This window comes from Streptomyces sp. NPDC004435 (assembly GCF_042873895.1).
In the GTDB taxonomy this organism is placed as follows: Bacteria; Actinomycetota; Actinomycetes; order Streptomycetales; family Streptomycetaceae; genus Streptomyces.
On record NZ_JBIAMB010000007.1, the window covers coordinates 164,939 to 182,730 of the forward strand.

Sequence of the window (17,792 nt, forward strand, 5' to 3'; positions counted from 1 at the left end):
GGCTACTCGACCCCGATGAGGAGCGGAGGGGCGCCCTCGCCCGCGTGGTACGTGACGGTGTCGACGGCCAGGTAGCCCCGGCGGACGTGGGCTTCGAGGGTGTCGGCGAGGCCGGGCGGGGTGCCGTCGGCGACGACGAGGGTGACGAGTTCGCCGCCGGCCTGGAGCATCCGGTCGAGGACGGTACGGGCGGTGTCGGTGAGGTCCTGGCCGATGACGGCGACGTCGCCCTCGATCAGGCCGAGGACGTCGCCGGCCTGGCAGACGCCGGCGGAGGTGAAGGACTGACGTTCGGCGACGGCGAGTTCGGCGTAGCGGGTGGCGCCGGCGGCGGCGGTCATGGCGACGACGTCCTCGTCGAAGCTGCGCCCGGGTTCGTGGACGGCGAGGGCGGCGATGCCCTGGACGGCGGCCCGGGTGGGGATGAGGGCGACCCTGATGCCCTCGGCGCGGGCGCGTTCGGCCGCGGCCGCGGCGGCGGCGCGCAGCTCGGTGTCGTTGGGCAGGAGGACCACCTCGCGCGCGTGGGCGCGGCGGACGGCGTCGAGGAGTTCGTCGCCGGCGGGCGGTTCGCCGGGCCGGGCCTGGACGGTGGTGGCGCCCGCCTCGGCGCAGAGCCCGGCGAGCCCCTCGCCGGGAAGGACGGCGACGACGGCGCGGGGGGACCGCTCCACGCGCGCGTGGGCGGGGGCTTCGGCCTCGGCGAGGGGGGCGGGTGCGGGGGTGGCGCTCGCGAAGTGGGTGATGCGGATCCGGTGGGGGCGGCCGGCCTCGATCCCGGCCTCGACGGCGGCACCGGGGTCGTCGGTGTGGACGTGGACGTTCCAGAGGCCGTCGCCGCCGACGACGACGAGGGAGTCGCCGAGGGCGTCGAGCCGGGCCCTGAGGAGTTCGACGGCGTCGTCGCCGGCCTCCAGGAGGTAGAGCACCTCGCACCCGGAACCCTCGTACCCGGATTCCTCGTGGCCGGATTCCTCGGCGGATTCGTGGCCGGGGCCGTGGCCTGCGGGCCCGCAGCTCTCCCCCGTACCGGCCGGGAGGTCGCGTACCCCCGGGGACGCGGGCGGCGGTTCCGGTGCCCGTCCGGTCACCGTCTCCACCAGCGCGCCGAGCACGGTCACCAGGCCCCGCCCTCCGGCGTCCACGACGCCCGCGCGGCCGAGCACGGCCAGCTGGCCGGGGGTGGCCTCCAGGGCCGTCCTGGCACCGTCGTAGGCCCTCCTGGCCACGTCCGGGAGGGCGCCGCCGTCCGCGCAGCCCGCCGCGGCGGCGGCCGCGACGGTGAGGATGGTGCCCTCCACGGGGTGGGCGACGGCGGCGCGGGCGGAGGAGGCGGCGGCGGCGAGGGCGCGGGCGAGGTGGTCGCCGTCGGCGCCCTCGGCGAGCACGCCGGCCATGCCGCGGAGCAGCTGGGACAGGATGGTGCCGGAGTTGCCGCGGGCGCCGAGGAGCGCTCCGTGGGCCAGGGCCCGTACGGCGTCGGTGGTGTCGGGGGCGGAGGCGCCGGAGGCCCCGGGGGCGGTGAAGACGGCCTCGACGGCGCGGTGGGCGGCGTCGGCGGTCAGGTAGAGGTTGGTGCCGGTGTCCCCGTCGGCGACCGGGTAGACGTTGATGGCGTCGATGGCGGCCCGCTCCCGTTCGAGCGCCTCGGCCGTCCGCGCGCTCCAGGCCCGTACCGTCCCGGCGTCGAGGACGAGACGCTCGTCACTCCGGACGGTGTGGTCGAAGGGCTGCGGGGCTCGCGACAACGGGGGTCCTCCTTCGGCGGTGAAGCTCACCGCAGGGTAGACCGGGGGTTCCCGGACCGGGGGGCCGGGACGGGGTCGGCCCTGACCGTGGTAGTTTCGTTCCACAGGAGCAGTCGTTGTATGCTGCTTCGGTTGCCCGGCACTCGCCGGGCCATCCCCGGCAAGCCACTTCAGACTCCTGATTCCGGTGCGCCGGATCTCACTGTAAATCTGAAGTCTTTGGAGTGACCCGTGGCTGCCAACTGCGACGTCTGCGGCAAGGGGCCGGGCTTCGGCAACAACATTTCGCACTCGCACCGCCGTACGTCTCGTCGCTGGAACCCGAACATCCAGCGTGTGCGTGCCGTGGTCGGTCGGACGCCGAAGCGGCTCAACGTCTGCACCTCGTGCATCAAGGCCGGCAAGGTCTCGCGCTAGTCGCGACGTTCTGTCGTAGCGCAGCCCCTGCGGTTGCCTTGAAAGGCCGGTTCACCTAGGTGAACCGGCCTTTCGCCGTACCCGGACACCGGTCGGGCCCGGTTGCCGAGCGTCTGGTCGCGTTCGGCGGCGCGCCGGCAGGCCGGGGCCCGGGAACCGTCCGCCCCGGGCCACGACCGACCCCTAGCCCCTGAACCGCCACCCGTGGTCCACCGGCCCGATGCCCTCGCCCAGGGCGAACCCGGTGCCGATGGCCCCGGTCACGTACTCCTTGGCCGCGCGTACCGCCTCCGGCACCGGCAGCCCCTTGGCGAGCCCCGAGGCGATCGCCGAGGCGAGCGTGCAGCCCGTGCCGTGGGTGTGCCGGTTGTCGTGGCGCGGGGCGCGGAGCCAGTGCTCCTCCTCGCCGTCGGTGAGCAGGTCCACCGCCTCCCGGCCCGTGGGCAGGTGTCCGCCCTTGATCAGGACCCAGGACGGCCCGTACGAGAGGATCCCCTCGGCGGCGCGCCTCATGTCGCTCTCGTACACCACGTGCAGGTCCAGGAGCTGCGTCACCTCGTCCAGGTTGGGCGTGGCGACGGTCGCGAGGGGCAGCAGCTTCGTCCGGACGGCGTCGAGCGCGGAGGCGGCGAGCAGCGGGTCGCCGTGCTTGGAGACGCCGACGGGGTCGACGACCACGGGCACTCCGGGAGTCCCCGCGAGGAGTTCGGCGACGGTCTCGACGAGCGGGGCGGTGGCGAGCATGCCGGTCTTGACGGCGTGGACGCCGATGTCGTCGACGACCGCCCGGTACTGGGCGCGGACGGCCTCCTCGGGGAGCTCCCAGACGCCGTGGACGCCCCGCGAGTTCTGGGCGGTGACGGCGGTGAGGACGCTCATGCCGTGGACACCGAGGGCGAGCATGGTCTTGAGGTCCGCCTGGATGCCCGCACCGCCGCCGGAGTCGGATCCGGCGACGGTCAGGACGAGCGGCGGGGCGGGGCTCACTCGGTCTCCCCGAAGTGGTCCCAGCCGCCGGCGCTGTGCCAGGGGGCGCCGTCGACGGTCACCTGGGGCAGGGCGGAGGGGGCGATGACCTCGCCGATGACCTTCCAGCGGGCGGGCAGCTTCACGTCGGGCGGGAAGGTGGCCACGATGGCGTGGTCCTCGCCGCCGGTGAGCACCCACTGGAGCGGGTCGACACCGACGGCCTGGCCGATGTCGTGCATCTGGGTGGGGATGTCGATGAGTCCGGAGCGGAGGTCGATCCGGACGTTGCTGGCCTCCGCGATGTGGCCGAGGTCGGCGATGAGGCCGTCGCTGACGTCGCACATGGCGGTGGCGCCGAGCCCGGCGGCGGCCGGACCGGCGTGGTACGGCGGTTCGGGGCGGCGGTGGGCCTCGACGAAGGCGCGCGGGGAGCGGAAGCCGCGGGAGAGGACCGCGTAGCCGGCGGCGGACCAGCCGAGCCAGCCGGTGTAGGCGACGACGTCGCCGGGCTCCGCGCCGCCCCGGGTGACCGGGTCGTGGTTGCGGAGGTCGCCGAGGGCGGTGATGGAGACCATGATCGTGTCGCCGCGCACGACGTCGCCGCCGACCACCGCCGCGCCCGCGACCTGACATTCGTCGCGCAGCCCGTCCATCAGTTCGGTGGGCCAGGTGACGGGGAGTTCGGCGGGGACGACGAGGCCGAGGAGGAGCGCGGTGGGGACCGCGCCCATGGCGGCGATGTCGGCGAGGTTCTGCGCGGCGGCCTTGCGGCCGACGTCGTACGCCGTCGACCAGTCGCGGCGGAAGTGCCGTCCTTCGAGCAGGATGTCCGTGCTGGCCACCACGCGCCGGTCCGGGGCGGAGACCACTGCGGCGTCGTCGCCTGGCCCGATCCGTACCGCCGGGGTGGAGGTGAGCCGGGACGTGAGCTCTCTGATGAGCCCGAACTCGCCCAGTTCTCCGACTGTGCCCTTCACCGCGTCTCACCTCGTGTCGTCGTACCGGCCGGCGGTCGGCGGAGCGTCCGCTCGCGCCGCGGGTCGCGGGCCGTCACCGTGCTGGGTACCGTCAAGTTGACCGTCAACTTCCGTCCTGTGTACGCCACACTCCGGGCGCCCCGGAAGGCGCGGGTCTCCCCGCGGCTTCCGGGGACGCGGTACCGTGGCGTCTCTTTCTCCCACAAGATCCTCGTGGCCGCCCTGGAGGTTCCGTGGTACAGGCGTACATCCTGATTCAGACCGAGGTGGGTAAGGCGTCGATCGTCGCCGACACCATCTCCAAGATCCCGGGGGTGATCCAGGCAGAGGACGTGACCGGTCCGTACGACGTGATCGTGCGGGCGCAGGCCGACACGGTCGACGAGCTCGGCCGCATGGTGGTCGCGAAGGTCCAGCAAGTGGACGGCATCACGCGCACCCTCACCTGCCCGGTCGTCCATCTCTAGCCCCCGTCTACCCTTGGCCGGTGATGTCTTCCCACCGGCCTCTCGGCCTGCCCGCCGCGGCCGCCGTCCTGCTGCTGGCCGTCACCGGCTGCTCCGCCGACGCCCAGGCGTCGGTGCCGGTGCCCACGCCGCCCCCGGCGGAGGCGGCGCTCTGCCGAGCGCTGGCGCAGGAGCTCCCGGACACCGTGGCGGGGCGGGAGCGGAGCGATCCGTCCCCCGACTCCGAGCTGACCGCGGGGTGGGGTGACGGAGCGATCGTACTGCGCTGCGGGGTCCCCCGGCCCGAAAAGATGAGCGATCCGCAGGCGCAGGGCGTCTCCGCCGAGGGCGTGCGCTGGATGCTGGAGCAGCCCGGAGCGGGCGGACCCCGGTTCACCTCGGTGTACCGGGAGACGTACGTCGAGGTGACGCTGGACGAACGGTACGCGCACGACATCGGGCCGCTGGTGGATCTGGCCGCCCCCGTGGAGCGTACGGTGCCGTGCGCCCTGGAGCCGGAGTGCCGTTAGGGCCCGCCCCCGGGGGACGGGCCCGAGGGGCTAGCGCAGGCCCGTCGAGCGGGTCAGCGCGGCCTGGATCAGCCGGTCGACGAGCTCGGGGTAGCCGACGCCGCTCTCCTGCCACATGCGCGGGTACATGGAGATCGGCGTGAAGCCGGGCATCGTGTTGATCTCGTTGATGACGAAGTCGCCGTCCTCGGTGAGGAAGAAGTCGGCGCGGACCAGACCCTCGCAGGAGACCGCGTCGTAGGCGGCGACGGCCAGCCGCTGGACCTCGGCGGTGGCCTCGTCGCCGATCGGCGCGGGGACCAGACCGGAGGCGGAGTCGATGTACTTCGCCTCGAAGTCGTAGAAGTCGTGGTCGGTGACGGGCGGGATCTCGGCGGGCACGCTGGCGCGCGGGCCGTCCTCGAACTCCAGGACGCCGCACTCGATCTCGCGGCCGCGGAGCAGCGCCTCCACGATGATCTTCGGGTCGTAGCGGCGGGCCTCCTCCACGGCCTCGTCGAGGCCGGAGAGGTCGTCGACCTTGGTGATGCCGACGGAGGAGCCGCCGCGGGCGGGCTTCACGAAGAGGGGCCAGCCGTGGTCGGCGGCGAACTCGACGATCTTCTTGCGGGCCTCGGCCGGGTTGCGGTCCCACTCGCGGGGCCGGATCACCTCGTACGGGCCGACGGGCAGGCCGTAGGAGACGAAAACCCGCTTCATGTACTCCTTGTCCTGGCCGACGGCGGAGGCGAGGACGCCCGCGCCGACGTAGGGGATGCCGGAGAGCTCCAGGAGGCCCTGGAGGGTGCCGTCCTCGCCGTACGGGCCGTGCAGCATCGGGAAGACGACGTCGACCTCGCCGAGGGCCTGCGGCAGGGAGCCGGGCTCGTGCAGGACGACCTCGCGGCTGGCCGGGTCGACCGGGAGGACCACACCGCCGGTCTGCGACTCGGCGAGCTGGTCGACGTCCGGCAGGGCGCGCTCGGCGATCGCCATCCGCTCGGGGGCGTCGGCGGTCAGGGCCCAGCGCCCGTCCCTGGTGATGCCGATGGGAAGCACGTCGTACTTGGTCCGGTCGATCGCCTTGAGGACGGCGCCGGCGGTGACGACGGAGATGCCGTGCTCGGAGCTGCGTCCGCCGAAGACGACGGCCACGCGCGGCTTGCGGGGGCTCTGGGTGTTCTCGCTCATATCGCGTTGAGCGTACCTTGCGGTGTCCGAACTCCTGAGCGCCCCGCTGGCGGCCTCCCGCGTCCGGCTCAGCGGTCTCCCGGGCTCAGCGGCGCTCGGGCTTGGCGCTGCGCGACATCAGCTCCTTGAGCGCGACCGTCGGCGGCTTGCCGTCGTGGACGATGGAGACGACGGTCTCGGTGATCGGCATGTCGACGCCGTGCCGGCGGGCCAGATCGAGCACGGACTCGCAGGACTTGACGCCCTCGGCGGTCTGCTTGGTGGCCGCGACGGCCTCCTGGAGGGTCATCCCTCGGCCCAGGTTGGTGCCGAAGGTGTTGTTCCGGGAGAGCGGCGAGGAGCAGGTGGCGACGAGGTCGCCGAGGCCCGCGAGGCCGGAGAAGGTGAGCGGGTCGGCGCCCATGGCGAGGCCGAGGCGGGTGGTCTCGGCGAGGCCGCGGGTGATGAGCGTGGCCTTGGAGTTGTCGCCGAGGCCCATGCCGTTGGCGATGCCGACGGCGAGGCCGATGACGTTCTTCACGGCGCCGCCGAGTTCGCAGCCGACGACGTCGGTGTTGGTGTACGGGCGGAAGTACGGGGTCATGCAGGCGGCCTGGAGCCGCTGGGCGACCGACTCGTCGACGCAGGCGGCGACGGCGGCTGCGGGCTGCCGGGCGGCGATCTCGCGGGCCAGGTTGGGGCCGGTGAGGACGGCCACGCGCTCGGCGGGGACCCCGGCGACCTCGGTGATGACCTCGCTCATCCGCTTGGCGGTGCCGAGTTCGATGCCCTTCATGAGGGAGACGAGCACCGTGTCGGGGCCGAGCTTCGGCGCCCAGGCGGCGAGGTTCTCGCGCAGCGTCTGGGAGGGGATGACGAGGACGGCGAAGTCGGCCCCCTCGGCGGCCTCGGCCGCGTCCGCGGTGGCCGTGATGCCCTTGGGGAGTTCGACACCGGGCAGGTAGTCCGGGTTGGTACGGGTGGTGTTGACGGTCTCGGCGAGCGCCGGGCGGCGGCCCCAGAGGCTCACCTCGCAGCCCGCGTCGGCCATCACCATGGCGAAGGCGGTGCCCCAGGACCCGTTGCCGAAGACGGCGGCCTTGGTCATTTGGCGCCTCCCTCGGCGGCCTTGCGGCGCTGCTCCAGGCGGGCGCGGCGGGGGTCGTACGGCTCGGCGGGGGCCTGCTCGCCGCGGACCTCCTCCAGGAGGGCGGTGATGGCGGCCATGATCGTCTCGGTGGCCTCGCGCAGCACCTCGGGGGTGGGCTCCAGTCCGTGGAACCGGGAGAGGTCGACGGGCGGGCCGGCCTGCACGATCAGCGTCTTGCGCGGGAAGAGGCTGAACTTGTCCTTCTTGGCGTACGGCGGCATCGCGAGGTTGGCTCCCCACTGGGCCACCGGGATGACGGGCGCCTTGGTGAGCAGCGCGACGCGCGCGGCGCCGGTCTTGCCGGACATGGGCCACATGTCGGGGTCCCGGGTGAGGGTGCCCTCGGGGTAGAAGGCGACGCACTCGCCGCGCTCGATGGCGTCCACGGCGGCGCGGAAGGCGTCGAGGGCGTTCGTGGTCTCGCGGTAGACGGGGATCTGGCCGGTGTTGCGGAGCATGGTGCCGACGAATCCGGCCTTGAAGAGGCCGGCCTTGGCGAGGAAGCGGGGCACGCGGCCGGTGTTGTACTGGTAGTGCGCGTAGGACAGCGGGTCCAGGTACGAGTTGTGGTTGACCGCCGTGATGAAGCCGCCCTCGGCCGGGATGTGCTCCGTGCCGCGCCAGTCCCGCTTGAACAGAACCACCAGGGGGGGTTTGGCGATGACCGCCGCGAGGCGGTACCAGAAGCCGATTCTGCGGCGGGGCACTCGGGGCACCTTTCTCCGGGACGTACGGGGACTTGCTGGTCTTGGCGGCAGGGGGGTCAAGTGTGGCCCCGTGGTCCTGCTCTGTCGAGGACACGGTACGCCCCGGGGGCAGGGCCGTACCGCCGGGGCGGGACAGAATGGGCCGCGATGAACACGGATGCGGACGACGGCTGGTCCCTGGTCGTACCCCTGAAACCCCTGGCCCTGGCGAAGAGCCGGCTCGCCGCGGCGGCCGGGGAACGGCTGCGGCCCCGGCTGGCCCTGGCCTTCGCCGAGGACACCGTGGCGGCGGCGCTGGAGTGTCCGGAGGTACGGGACGTGGTGGTGGTCACGGACGATCCGGCGGCGGGCCGGGCCCTGGCGGCGCTGGGGGCCAGGATCGTGCCGGACTCCCCGGCGGCGGGGCTCAACGCGGCGCTGGCGCACGGGGCCCGGGCGGTACGGGAGCGGCGGCCGCACGCGCGCGTGGCGGCGCTGAACGCGGACCTGCCGGCGCTGCGCCCGGTGGAGCTGGGGCGGGTGCTCGCGGCGGCCCGGCAATTCCCGAGGGCATTTCTCGCGGATGCCGCCGAAATAGGTACGACATTCCTCTCGGCGGCGCCGGGGGTGGAATTGGAACCGGCTTTCGGAGGTCCGTCGAGGCTGCGGCATTTGTCGTCGGGGGCGGTGGAAATCCGGCTGGCGGGGGTGGATTCCGTGCGCCGGGACGTGGACACCGGGGAGGACCTGGCGGAGGCGGGTGCGCTGGGGCTCGGCCCGCGGACGGCGGCCCGTCGGCCGGCGCCGGCCGGATAGGGTGCGGTGCATGCAGGCGACCGCGTTCACGTACGACCCCGACACCCGCAGCGGGAGTGTGCTGCTCGACGACGGCACCCCGGTGGAGTTCGGTCCCGATGCCTTCGACGCGGGCGGGCTGCGGTTGCTGCGGCCGGGCCAGCGGGTGCGGATCGAGGTGGATCCGGGCACGGCGGGCGCGGGCCGGCGGATCACCCTGGTGACGCTGCAGACCTTCTGAGACCACTCCCCCGGCCCTGCTCCGCGCACGGACCCGAGGTGTGTCCTGCCCCGTGCGGTACGGCTCCGGGGCGCACCGGCGCGCCGCGGGCCGGGCTCCCGTGCGGGGAGCCCGGCCCGGCGGACGTGCGGGGACCGTCCTACTTCTTGGCGGCGGCCTTCTTGGCCGTGGCGGTCTTGCGCGCCGTGGTCTTCTTGGCGGGAGCCTTCTTCGCCGTGACCTTCTTGGCCGGGGCCGTCTTCTTGGCGGCGGCCTTCTTGGCGGTGGTGGCCGTGGTGGCCTTCTTCGCGGCGGCGGTGGCGGTCTTCTTGGCGGCCGCCGTCGTCTTCTTGGTGGCCGCGGAGGTCTTCTTCGCGGCCGCGGTGGTGGTCTTCTTGGCCGGAGTGGCCTTCTTCGCGGCGGCTGCCGTGGTCTTCTTGGCCGGAGTGGCCTTCTTGGCGGCGGCCTTCTTGGCCGTGGTGGCCTTCTTCGCCGCGGCCTTCTTCACGGTGGCGGAGGCCCCGCCGGTCAGGCTGCCCTTGGGGGCCTTCTTGACGGAGACCTCGCCGCCCTTGGGGAGCTTCTTCGAACCGCTGACCAGGTCCTTGAAGCCCTGGCCTGCGCGGAAACGCGGAACCGAGGTCTTCTTGACCCGCACGCGCTCGCCCGTCTGCGGGTTGCGGGCGTAGCGGGCCGGGCGGTCGACCTTCTCGAACGAGCCGAATCCGGTGACCGAGACCCGGTCGCCGGACACCACGGCGCGCACGATGGCGTCGAGCACGTGGTCGACGGCTTCGGCGGCCTGCTGGCGACCGCCCAACTTGTCGGCAATCGCTTCTACGAGCTGCGCCTTGTTCACGTCTTCCCCTTCGGAGACTTTGCCGGAACGAAACTGTTCTAGCGTTTTCGCACGTTAGGCATGTATATACCGCAAATCAAACACGAAACGGCCTAATCACCCTTGTGCCGCAACGCGGAAGTGCCGTTGCGGAGTTCCTGGTGTCAGTCGTCTTCAGGGAATCGGCCCTCGTCGAGGTCCTTCATCAACCGGTCCAGACGCGTTGCCGCGTCCGCGAGATCGTGCTTCGCCGCGGCCGTGACGACCAGCAGCTTCCGGGACAGCGCCATCCTTACGCCCTCCGGGACTTGCAGTGCGCGCACCCGGGAGTGCGCTTCCTTCAATCGGGCGGCGACTGCCTCGTAGAGCTCGAGTTGGCTGTCGCGTTCCATGCACCGATTGTGCCATCTAGGGCGAGTTGTCGCCCGACAGGGTCTCAACAAGCGACTGCGCCCCCCACCGGAGGGTGGGGGGCGCAGTCTTGGAAAAGCGCTGCTCAGGCCGTAATTGTACGGGGCTTGAAGGACGGCCTCGCCGCCTCGTAGGCCGCGATGTCGGCTTCGTTCTGAAGGGTGAGGCTGATGTCGTCCAGGCCGTTCAGGAGCCGCCAGCGGGCGTTCTCGTCGAGCTCGAAGTCGGCGTCGATCCCGTCCGCCAGGACCTTGCGGGTCTCCAGGTCGACGGTGATCTCGGCGGTGGGGTCGGCCTCGGTCAGCTGCCAGAGGGCGTCGACCGTCTCCTGCGGCAGGACGACCGTCAGCAGACCGTTCTTCAGCGAGTTGCCGCGGAAGATGTCGGCGAAGCGGGCGGAGATCACGGTCTTGAAGCCGTAGTTCTGGAGCGCCCAGACGGCGTGCTCGCGGGAGGAGCCGGTGCCGAAGTCGGGGCCGGCCACCAGGACCGAGGCGCCCTGCCGCTCGGGGCGGTTGAGGATGAACTCGGAGTCCTTGCGCCATGCCTCGAAGAGGCCGTCCTCGAAGCCGTCGCGGGTGACCTTCTTCAGCCAGTGCGCCGGGATGATCTGGTCGGTGTCGACGTTGCTGCGGCGCAGCGGGACGGCCCGGCCGGTGTGCGTGGTGAAAGCTTCCATGGTTCTCAGACCCCCGCGGTGGTGACGGCGTCGGACAGGTCGGCCGGGGAGGCCAGATGGCCCAGGACGGCGGTGGCGGCGGCGACCTGGGGGGAGACCAGGTGGGTGCGTCCGCCCTTGCCCTGCCGGCCCTCGAAGTTGCGGTTGGAGGTGGAGGCGGAGCGCTCGCCGGGAGCCAGCTGGTCGGGGTTCATGCCCAGGCACATGGAGCAGCCGGCGTGCCGCCATTCGGCACCGGCGGCCTTGAAGACCTTGTCCAGGCCCTCCTCGACGGCCTGCAGGGCGACCCGGACGGAACCGGGGACGACCAGCATGCGGACGCCGTCGGCGACCTTGCGGCCGTCCAGGAGGGAGGCGGCGTTGCGCAGGTCCTCGATGCGGCCGTTGGTGCAGGAGCCTACGAAGACGGTGTCGACCTTGATGTCGCGCAGCGGCTGGCCGGCGGTCAACCCCATGTACTCCAGGGCCTTTTCGGCGGCGAGGCGCTCCGAGGGGTCCTCGTACGAGGCCGGGTCGGGGACGTTCGCCGAAAGCGGCGCGCCCTGGCCGGGGTTGGTGCCCCAGGTGACGAACGGCGCCAGCTCGGCGGCCTCGATGACGACCTCGGCGTCGAAGACGGCGTCCTCGTCGGTCCGCAGCGTCTTCCAGTAGGCGACGGCGGCGTCCCAGTCCTCGCCCTCGGGGGCGTGGGCGCGGCCCTTGAGGTAGGCGAAGGTGGTCTCGTCGGGGGCGATCATGCCCGCGCGGGCACCGGCCTCGATGGACATGTTGCAGATGGTCATGCGGCCCTCCATCGAGAGTTTCTCGATGGCGGAGCCCCGGTACTCCAGGACGTAGCCCTGGCCGCCGCCGGTGCCGATCCGCGCGATGACGGCGAGGATCAGGTCCTTGGCGGTGACGTCGGCGGGCAGCTCGCCGTTGACCGTGATGGCCATGGTCTTCGGGCGGGCCATGGGCAGCGTCTGGGTGGCCAGGACGTGCTCGACCTGGCTGGTGCCGATGCCGAACGCCAGGCCGCCGAAGGCGCCGTGCGTGGAGGTGTGGGAGTCGCCGCAGACGACGGTCATGCCGGGCTGGGTCAGGCCCAGCTGCGGTCCCACGACGTGGACGACGCCCTGCTCGACGTCGCCGAGCGGGTGGAGGCGGACACCGAACTCGGCGCAGTTCTTGCGCAGGGTCTCCAGCTGGGCGCGGGAGACCGGGTCGGCGATGGGCTTGTCGATGTCGAGGGTGGGGGTGTTGTGGTCCTCGGTGGCGATGGTGAGGTCGAGGCGCCGCACCTGCCGGCCGTTCTGCCGGAGGCCGTCGAAGGCCTGGGGGCTGGTCACCTCGTGCAGCAGGTGAAGATCGATGAAGAGGAGGTCGGGCTCGCCCTCGGCGCGCCGGACGACGTGGTCGTCCCAGACCTTCTCCGCGAGTGTCCTACCCATCGCTTTCCCTCCGGCCGACGGCTGCGTCGGCACCACTAGAGACCGTTGTGCGGGCCGTTGTGCGGCCACACCACCAGAGTGACAAGTTCCTCGCGAAATTGAACTTGCGTTTCACAGAGTGAGACGCGAGTATCGTTGCATGGACAACTCTAGCGGCGTAGGCGTTCTCGACAAGGCAGCCCTTGTCCTGAGCGCCCTGGAGTCCGGTCCGGCCACCCTCGCAGGACTGGTCGCGGCGACGGGACTCGCACGACCCACGGCCCACCGACTGGCCGTGGCATTGGAACACCACCGGATGGTGGCCCGCGACATGCAGGGCCGTTTCATTCTGGGCCCGCGCCTCGCGGAGCTCGCGGCGGCGGCCGGTGAGGACCGTCTCCTCGCGACGGCCGGGCCGGTGCTGACGCATCTGCGTGACGTCACCGGGGAGAGCGCGCAGCTCTACCGGCGCCAGGGCGACATGCGGATCTGCGTGGCGGCGGCCGAGCGGCTGTCCGGTCTGCGGGACACGGTCCCGGTGGGCTCGACGCTGACCATGAAGGCCGGCTCGTCGGCGCAGATCCTGATGGCCTGGGAGGAGCCGGAGCGGCTCCACCGGGGTCTCCAGGGCGCCCGTTTCACGGCGACGGCCCTTTCGGGCGTACGGCGCCGTGGCTGGGCCCAGTCGATCGGCGAGCGTGAGCCGGGCGTCGCGTCCGTCTCCGCGCCCGTGAGGGGCCCGTCGAACCGTGTGGTGGCCGCCGTGTCGGTCTCGGGTCCGATCGAGCGCCTGACGCGCCACCCGGGCCGTATGCACGCCCAGGCGGTCATCGACGCCGCGGCCCGGCTCTCCGAGGCGCTCCGCCGCAACGGCTGATCCTTCTCCTCTGTTCACCTGTTCGTTCCCGGCCCACCGCTCCAACGCCGCAGCGGTGGGCCGGAGTTGTGTCCGGACGCGGGCCGGGCCGGGTCGGGTCGGGGCAACAGCGAAGAAGCCCTCCCCCGAAGGGAAGGGCTTCTTCGTTTCGCGTACCCCCGACCGGATTCGAACCGGCGCTACCGCCTTGAGAGGGCGGCGTGCTAGGCCGCTACACAACGGGGGCTTTGGATCTTGCGGGCGTTTCCGCCGCAGATCCGAGCTGGTCTACCTGGACTCGAACCAAGACTAACTGAACCAGAATCAGTCGTGCTGCCAATTACACCATAGACCAATACGTGGTTAGACCAGCGTCGTACCCCCGACCGGATTCGAACCGGCGCTACCGCCTTGAGAGGGCGGCGTGCTAGGCCGCTACACAACGGGGGCCCTAGCGATCCTGCATCGGGTCCACCTGGGAGCTACCCAAGTGATCCCGCGGGAAGGATCTGTACCCCCGACCGGATTCGAACCGGCGCTACCGCCTTGAGAGGGCGGCGTGCTAGGCCGCTACACAACGGGGGCTTTGTGGATGCCATCCACGGTTGCAGATGAGCTCTGCGAGCTGGCCTACCTGGACTCGAACCAAGACTAACTGAACCAGAATCAGTCGTGCTGCCAATTACACCATAGGCCACCGGGGCAACTTCCCCGTGAGGGGGATCTTGCTCGGCTTGCGCTTTCCGGGTTCTTGCCTTTCGGCTTGCTCCCCTCGGCGCAGGAAGAACATTACCCGAAGGTGGACGGTGCTCCAAAACGGGTATCCCCGCGGAGCAGCGGAGGGAGCTGGTGCAGGTCGGTGATGCGGTGCACGCCCGCCTGCTCCCCGGAGTCGGCGCGGTCCAGCCAGATGCCGTGGAGCCCCGCCTCCTGGGCGCCGAGGGCGTCGATGTCGGGCCGGTCCCCCACGTACGCCACCTCCCGGGGGGCGAGGCCGAGGGCGGCGCAGGCCGCGTGGAACGCCTCGGGGGCCGGCTTGGCGCTGCCCAGCTCGGCGGCGCACAGGACGGCCTCGAAGTGGTCGCGGACGCCGAGGGCGCGCAGCTTGGGCTCCTGGGCGTGGATGCTGGAGTTCGACAGGACGGCCTGCCGGTACTCGGGGGCGAGCAGGTCGAGGACGGGCAGGGCGTCGGGGAAGAGCTCCCAGGCCGCCTCGTAGTGGGCCACGTACCGGCCGAACCAGGCGTCGGTCTCGGGGTCGGTCATGGCGGGGCGCTCCAGGAAGTCGCGGACGCGCCGGCGCCGCTGGTCCTGCCAGTTCCCCGTGGGCCTCTCCTCGTAGCGCCGCCAGTGCAGCTCGGTGAGCTCCTTCCAGTGGCGCAGGGCGTCCTCGACGGAGCCGTGCAGGCCGGACAGGCCCTCGGCGGCGAGGTGGGCGCGCATCCCGGCACGATCGGCGCTCGCGTAGTCGAAGATCGTGTCGTCCACGTCCCAGAGGACGGCGCGGATGCTCATGGGGTCGACGGTACGCCGCCGGGGGGCCGGGGGGACGGGGTTTTCGGCGGATCCCCGGTGAGCCGGACGGGGCGGAGGCCGGCGCGCTCTCCGTCGGCGGCGCGGCCGGGCCGGGCGGGGTGGGGCCGGCTCCCCGGCCCGAGGCGACCACGGCGACGGTGTGGCCGTTCTCACCCTCGGCGACGGCCCGGATCCGAGGGAGACCTCGGCGCCGCCTCGCCGGGGGGGGCGAGGGACGGCTCCCGGCGGGCGAAGTCAGGCGGTGTCGTGGGCCCGCGGCGTCCCCGGGCGCCGGGTGCGACAGCGCGCGGGTACGACGACGGGGGCGGCGGCCGGAGATCCCTCCGGCCGCCGCCCCCGTCCCGTACGGCGGGTACCGCTTACGCGGCGAGCTTCGCCAGGGCCGCGTCGACGCGGGCCAGGGTCTTCTCCTTGCCCAGGATCTCCAGGGACTCGAAGAGGGGGAGGCCGACGGTGCGGCCGGTGACGGCGACGCGGACCGGGGCCTGCGCCTTGCCGAGCTTGAGGCCGTGGGCCTCGCCGGCGGCCAGGACCGCGTTCTTGAGGGACTCCGGGTCGCTCCAGTCGGCGGCGTCGAGCTTCTCGCGGGCGGTGGTGAGGAGGGCCGCGGGCTCGCCCTTCATCGCCTTGTCCCAGGAGGGCTGGTCGAGGACCGGCTCGGGCAGGAAGAGGAAGTCGACGTTGGCCGTGATCTCGGAGAGCACGGTCAGGCGGGTCTGGGCGTGCGGGGCGATCCGCTCCCAGGCCGCGCGGTCGAAGTCCTCGGGGGCCCAGGGGGCGTGCGGGGCCTGGAGCCAGGGCTCGCACGCCTCGGTGAACGCCTTCACGTCCAGCATGCGGATGTGGTCCGCGTTGATGGACTCGGCCTTCTTCAGGTCGAAGCGGGCCGGGTTGGCGTTGACGTCGGCGATGTCGAACTTCGCCACCATCTCGGGGATGGTGAAGATGTCCTGGTCGGCCGAGAAGGACCAGCCGAGCAGCGACAGGTAGTTCAGCAGGCCCTCGGGGAGGAAGCCGCGCTCCCGGTAGAGGTTGAGGGACGCCTGCGGGTCGCGCTTGGAGAGCTTCTTGTTGCCCTCGCCCATCACGTACGGCAGGTGGCCGAAGGCGGGGATCTCCTTGGCGACGCCCAGCTCGATCAGCGCCTTGTAGAGGGCGATCTGGCGGGGGGTGGAGGAGAGCAGGTCCTCGCCGCGCAGGACGTGGGTGATCTCCATCAGCGCGTCGTCGACCGGGTTGACCAGGGTGTAGAGCGGGGCGCCGTTGGCCCGGAGGATGCCGTAGTCCGGCACGTTCTCCGGGGTGAAGGTGAGCTCGCCGCGCACCAGGTCGGTGAAGGTGATGGCCTCGTCGGGCATCCGGAAGCGGACGATCGGCTCGCGGCCCTCGGCCTCGTACTGCGCGACCTGCCCCTCCGACAGCTCGCGGCAGTGGCCGTCGTAGCCGGAGGGCTTCCCGGCGGCGCGGGCGGCCTCACGGCGCTCGTCCAGCTCGGCGGTGGTGCAGTAGCAGCGGTACGCGTACCCGCCGGCGAGCAGCTTGTCGGCGACGTCCTTGTAGATGTCCATCCGCTGCGACTGGCGGTACGGGGCGTGCGGGCCGCCGACCTCGGGGCCCTCGTCCCAGTCGAGGCCGAGCCACTTGAGGGAGTCGAGCAGCTGCTCGTACGACTCCTCGGAGTCGCGGGCCGCGTCGGTGTCCTCGATGCGGAAGACCATGGTGCCCTGGTTGTGCCGGGCGAACGCCCAGTTGAAGAGGGCGGTGCGGACCAGGCCCACGTGGGGGTTGCCGGTCGGGGACGGACAGAAACGGACGCGGAGGTTCGCGTTAGCCACGCTTGATCACCCTGTTGGTGAGAGTGCCGATGCCTTCGATGGTGACGGCGACCTCGTCGCCGACGGTGAGGGGGCCGACCCCGGCGGGGGTGCCGGTGAGGATGACGTCGCCCGGGAGCAGCGTCATGGCCTCGGTGATGTGGACGACCAGGTCCTCGATGGAGCGGATCATGTCGCTCGTCCGACCGAGCTGGCGTTGCTCGCCGTTGACCGTGGCCTGGATGGTGAGGTCGCTCGGGTCGAGGTCGGTCTCCACCCAGGGGCCCAGCGGGCAGCTCGTGTCGAAGCCCTTGGCGCGGGCCCACTGGGCCTCGCGCTTCTGGACGTCGCGGGCGGTCACGTCGTTGGCGCAGGTGTAGCCGAAGATCACGTCCTTGACGCGCTCCCGGGGCACCTCGCGGCACATGCGGCCGATCACCACGGCCAGTTCGGCCTCGTGGTGCAGCTCGCTGGAGAAGGAGGGGTACTCGATGGCGTCGCCGGGGCCGATGACGGAGGTCGTCGGCTTGAAGAAGGCGACCGGGACCTCGGGGACCTCGTTGCCGAGTTCCTTGGCGTGCTCCGCGTAGTTGCGGCCGATGGCCACGACCTTGTTGGGGAGCACCGGCGGCAGGAGCCGTACCTTGCTCAGCGGGACCTTGGTGCCGCTGAGCTCGAAGTCGGTGTACGGGATGCCCTTGATGATGTCGAGGACGAGGCCGCCGGACTCGACGGGCCCCTCGCCCTCGACCGCGCCGAAGGCGACATTGCCGTCGATGGAGAATCTGGCGATGCGCACGAGTGCTGTCGCCCCTCACTTGGTACTGGCTGGAGTCTGACGCTCCAGGCTAACGCGGCGCGGGGCGGCCGACCGGCGGTCGTCGCCGGTGGCGGGCGTGCGGCGGGGCGGATCAGGCCTCGGCGAGGTAGGCCGGCACGTAGGGCGCGGGGGCCTGCATGAGGACGGTGCGGCGCGGGTTGGCCGTGGAGCCGGGCAGCTCGGTCGCGTACTCGGGGGTGGCGCCGCGGCCGAGGGCGTCGGCGTCCGCGAGGTGGGCGAGGGTGGAGCGGCGCGGGTTGGCCGTGATGGCGGGGGTGGGTGCAGTCATCGCGCTGGCAGTCCTTGTTCCGGGACGGGCGCCCGTGCGGGCGCGAAGAATGG

20 protein-coding genes and 5 tRNA genes are annotated in these 17,792 nt (G+C 72.1%); 6 read left to right on the plus strand and 19 right to left on the minus strand.

Going from position 1 to position 17,792, the window contains the following annotated elements:
- Positions 1–2: 2 nt before the first annotated feature.
- A complete protein-coding gene (locus ACFYT9_RS14740; RefSeq protein WP_389163572.1) occupies positions 3–1,748 on the minus strand; it encodes a DAK2 domain-containing protein in 1,746 nt (581 codons plus the stop codon).
- A gap of 231 nt (positions 1,749–1,979) precedes the next feature.
- Between ACFYT9_RS14740 and rpmB the strand changes: the two genes are divergently transcribed.
- The gene (gene rpmB, locus ACFYT9_RS14745) at positions 1,980–2,165 is read left to right on the plus strand and encodes a 50S ribosomal protein L28 (RefSeq protein WP_003957616.1); all 186 of its coding nucleotides are present in this window, start codon (positions 1,980–1,982) and stop codon (positions 2,163–2,165) included.
- Positions 2,166–2,348: 183 nt separating this feature from the next.
- Here the strand turns inward: rpmB and thiD are convergent, their stop codons facing one another.
- Complete coding sequence (gene thiD, locus ACFYT9_RS14750) at positions 2,349–3,152, minus strand: bifunctional hydroxymethylpyrimidine kinase/phosphomethylpyrimidine kinase (protein WP_376598256.1); 804 nt, start codon at positions 3,150–3,152, stop codon at positions 2,349–2,351.
- Positions 3,149–4,111 (minus strand): thiamine-phosphate kinase, encoded by a 963-nt coding sequence (locus ACFYT9_RS14755; protein WP_376598258.1) that lies wholly within the window; start codon positions 4,109–4,111, stop codon positions 3,149–3,151. The genes thiD and ACFYT9_RS14755 overlap by 4 nt, the downstream gene beginning before the upstream one ends.
- A gap of 233 nt (positions 4,112–4,344) precedes the next feature.
- Between ACFYT9_RS14755 and ACFYT9_RS14760 the strand changes: the two genes are divergently transcribed.
- Positions 4,345–4,578, plus strand: a complete 234-nt coding sequence (locus ACFYT9_RS14760) for an Lrp/AsnC ligand binding domain-containing protein (RefSeq protein ID WP_003965992.1) — start codon at positions 4,345–4,347, stop codon at positions 4,576–4,578.
- A gap of 23 nt (positions 4,579–4,601) precedes the next feature.
- Positions 4,602–5,087, plus strand: a complete 486-nt coding sequence (locus ACFYT9_RS14765) for a DUF3515 domain-containing protein (RefSeq protein ID WP_376598271.1) — start codon at positions 4,602–4,604, stop codon at positions 5,085–5,087.
- A gap of 30 nt (positions 5,088–5,117) precedes the next feature.
- On the opposite strand, the gene ACFYT9_RS14770 is transcribed toward ACFYT9_RS14765, so the two are convergent.
- From ACFYT9_RS14770 to ACFYT9_RS14780, 3 genes are all read right to left on the minus strand, one after another.
- Positions 5,118–6,257 (minus strand): D-alanine--D-alanine ligase family protein, encoded by a 1,140-nt coding sequence (locus ACFYT9_RS14770; protein ID WP_376598260.1) that lies wholly within the window; start codon positions 6,255–6,257, stop codon positions 5,118–5,120.
- An 85-nt stretch (positions 6,258–6,342) separates the two neighbouring features.
- Positions 6,343–7,344 carry an NAD(P)H-dependent glycerol-3-phosphate dehydrogenase gene (locus ACFYT9_RS14775; protein ID WP_387274852.1) on the minus strand — a complete coding sequence of 334 codons (1,002 nt, stop codon included), beginning with the start codon at positions 7,342–7,344 and terminating at the stop codon, positions 6,343–6,345.
- The gene (locus tag ACFYT9_RS14780) at positions 7,341–8,093 is read right to left on the minus strand and encodes a lysophospholipid acyltransferase family protein (protein WP_376598264.1); all 753 of its coding nucleotides are present in this window, start codon (positions 8,091–8,093) and stop codon (positions 7,341–7,343) included. Before ACFYT9_RS14780 ends, ACFYT9_RS14775 begins: the two co-directional genes overlap by 4 nt.
- Before the next feature lie 147 nt (positions 8,094–8,240).
- Here ACFYT9_RS14780 and cofC point away from each other — a divergent pair, with 147 nt between their 5' ends.
- Both cofC and ACFYT9_RS14790 read left to right on the plus strand, forming a co-directional pair.
- Positions 8,241–8,888: a 2-phospho-L-lactate guanylyltransferase gene (cofC, locus tag ACFYT9_RS14785; protein WP_387274855.1), complete on the plus strand. Its 648-nt coding sequence runs from the start codon at positions 8,241–8,243 to the stop codon at positions 8,886–8,888.
- A 10-nt stretch (positions 8,889–8,898) separates the two neighbouring features.
- A complete protein-coding gene (locus tag ACFYT9_RS14790) occupies positions 8,899–9,108 on the plus strand; it encodes a hypothetical protein (protein WP_387274856.1) in 210 nt (69 codons plus the stop codon).
- A gap of 139 nt (positions 9,109–9,247) precedes the next feature.
- Here the strand turns inward: ACFYT9_RS14790 and ACFYT9_RS14795 are convergent, their stop codons facing one another.
- From ACFYT9_RS14795 to leuC, 4 genes are all read right to left on the minus strand, one after another.
- Positions 9,248–9,946 carry an HU family DNA-binding protein gene (locus ACFYT9_RS14795; RefSeq protein WP_389163578.1) on the minus strand — a complete coding sequence of 233 codons (699 nt, stop codon included), beginning with the start codon at positions 9,944–9,946 and terminating at the stop codon, positions 9,248–9,250.
- A 143-nt stretch (positions 9,947–10,089) separates the two neighbouring features.
- Positions 10,090–10,317 carry a hypothetical protein gene (locus ACFYT9_RS14800; RefSeq protein ID WP_030496950.1) on the minus strand — a complete coding sequence of 76 codons (228 nt, stop codon included), beginning with the start codon at positions 10,315–10,317 and terminating at the stop codon, positions 10,090–10,092.
- 104 nt (positions 10,318–10,421) lie between these two features.
- The gene (leuD, locus tag ACFYT9_RS14805) at positions 10,422–11,015 is read right to left on the minus strand and encodes a 3-isopropylmalate dehydratase small subunit (protein ID WP_387280293.1); all 594 of its coding nucleotides are present in this window, start codon (positions 11,013–11,015) and stop codon (positions 10,422–10,424) included.
- Between the two features lie 5 nt (positions 11,016–11,020).
- A complete protein-coding gene (gene leuC, locus ACFYT9_RS14810) occupies positions 11,021–12,445 on the minus strand; it encodes a 3-isopropylmalate dehydratase large subunit (RefSeq protein WP_387280295.1) in 1,425 nt (474 codons plus the stop codon).
- Positions 12,446–12,584: 139 nt separating this feature from the next.
- Here leuC and ndgR point away from each other — a divergent pair, with 139 nt between their 5' ends.
- The gene (gene ndgR, locus ACFYT9_RS14815; RefSeq protein ID WP_005311436.1) at positions 12,585–13,301 is read left to right on the plus strand and encodes an IclR family transcriptional regulator NdgR; all 717 of its coding nucleotides are present in this window, start codon (positions 12,585–12,587) and stop codon (positions 13,299–13,301) included.
- A 153-nt stretch (positions 13,302–13,454) separates the two neighbouring features.
- On the opposite strand, the gene ACFYT9_RS14820 is transcribed toward ndgR, so the two are convergent.
- The 9 genes from ACFYT9_RS14820 to ACFYT9_RS14860 form a co-directional block, all read right to left on the minus strand.
- Positions 13,455–13,527, minus strand: a tRNA-Glu gene (locus tag ACFYT9_RS14820).
- 36 nt (positions 13,528–13,563) lie between these two features.
- Positions 13,564–13,635 (minus strand) — tRNA-Gln (locus tag ACFYT9_RS14825).
- Between the two features lie 22 nt (positions 13,636–13,657).
- Positions 13,658–13,730 (minus strand) — tRNA-Glu (locus ACFYT9_RS14830).
- Between the two features lie 62 nt (positions 13,731–13,792).
- A tRNA-Glu gene (locus ACFYT9_RS14835) sits at positions 13,793–13,865 on the minus strand.
- A 40-nt stretch (positions 13,866–13,905) separates the two neighbouring features.
- A tRNA-Gln gene (locus tag ACFYT9_RS14840) sits at positions 13,906–13,977 on the minus strand.
- Positions 13,978–14,069: 92 nt separating this feature from the next.
- On the minus strand, positions 14,070–14,795 hold the full coding sequence (locus ACFYT9_RS14845; protein WP_389163582.1) for an HAD family hydrolase: 726 nt from the start codon (positions 14,793–14,795) through the stop codon (positions 14,070–14,072).
- 380 nt (positions 14,796–15,175) lie between these two features.
- The gene (gltX, locus tag ACFYT9_RS14850) at positions 15,176–16,651 is read right to left on the minus strand and encodes a glutamate--tRNA ligase (RefSeq protein WP_389163584.1); all 1,476 of its coding nucleotides are present in this window, start codon (positions 16,649–16,651) and stop codon (positions 15,176–15,178) included.
- Positions 16,644–17,429 carry a fumarylacetoacetate hydrolase family protein gene (locus ACFYT9_RS14855; protein WP_376600800.1) on the minus strand — a complete coding sequence of 262 codons (786 nt, stop codon included), beginning with the start codon at positions 17,427–17,429 and terminating at the stop codon, positions 16,644–16,646. Before ACFYT9_RS14855 ends, gltX begins: the two co-directional genes overlap by 8 nt.
- 112 nt (positions 17,430–17,541) lie before the next feature.
- Positions 17,542–17,739, minus strand: coding sequence for a hypothetical protein (locus tag ACFYT9_RS14860; RefSeq protein ID WP_376600798.1), 198 nt, complete (start codon positions 17,737–17,739; stop codon positions 17,542–17,544).
- Positions 17,740–17,792 lie beyond the last annotated feature (53 nt).

Coding starts and splice junctions, on each gene's coding strand:
- ACFYT9_RS14765 (WP_376598271.1), top strand. CDS start 4,602: ATGTCTTCCCACCGGCCTCTCGGCCTGCCCGCCGCGGCCGCCGTCCTG.
- ACFYT9_RS14770 (WP_376598260.1), bottom strand. CDS start 6,257: ATGAGCGAGAACACCCAGAGCCCCCGCAAGCCGCGCGTGGCCGTCGTC.
- ACFYT9_RS14775 (WP_387274852.1), bottom strand. CDS start 7,344: ATGACCAAGGCCGCCGTCTTCGGCAACGGGTCCTGGGGCACCGCCTTC.
- cofC (WP_387274855.1), top strand. CDS start 8,241: ATGAACACGGATGCGGACGACGGCTGGTCCCTGGTCGTACCCCTGAAA.
- ACFYT9_RS14790 (WP_387274856.1), top strand. CDS start 8,899: ATGCAGGCGACCGCGTTCACGTACGACCCCGACACCCGCAGCGGGAGT.
- ACFYT9_RS14800 (WP_030496950.1), bottom strand. CDS start 10,317: ATGGAACGCGACAGCCAACTCGAGCTCTACGAGGCAGTCGCCGCCCGA.
- leuD (WP_387280293.1), bottom strand. CDS start 11,015: ATGGAAGCTTTCACCACGCACACCGGCCGGGCCGTCCCGCTGCGCCGC.
- leuC (WP_387280295.1), bottom strand. CDS start 12,445: ATGGGTAGGACACTCGCGGAGAAGGTCTGGGACGACCACGTCGTCCGG.
- ndgR (WP_005311436.1), top strand. CDS start 12,585: ATGGACAACTCTAGCGGCGTAGGCGTTCTCGACAAGGCAGCCCTTGTC.
- ACFYT9_RS14845 (WP_389163582.1), bottom strand. CDS start 14,795: ATGAGCATCCGCGCCGTCCTCTGGGACGTGGACGACACGATCTTCGAC.
- ACFYT9_RS14860 (WP_376600798.1), bottom strand. CDS start 17,739: ATGACTGCACCCACCCCCGCCATCACGGCCAACCCGCGCCGCTCCACC.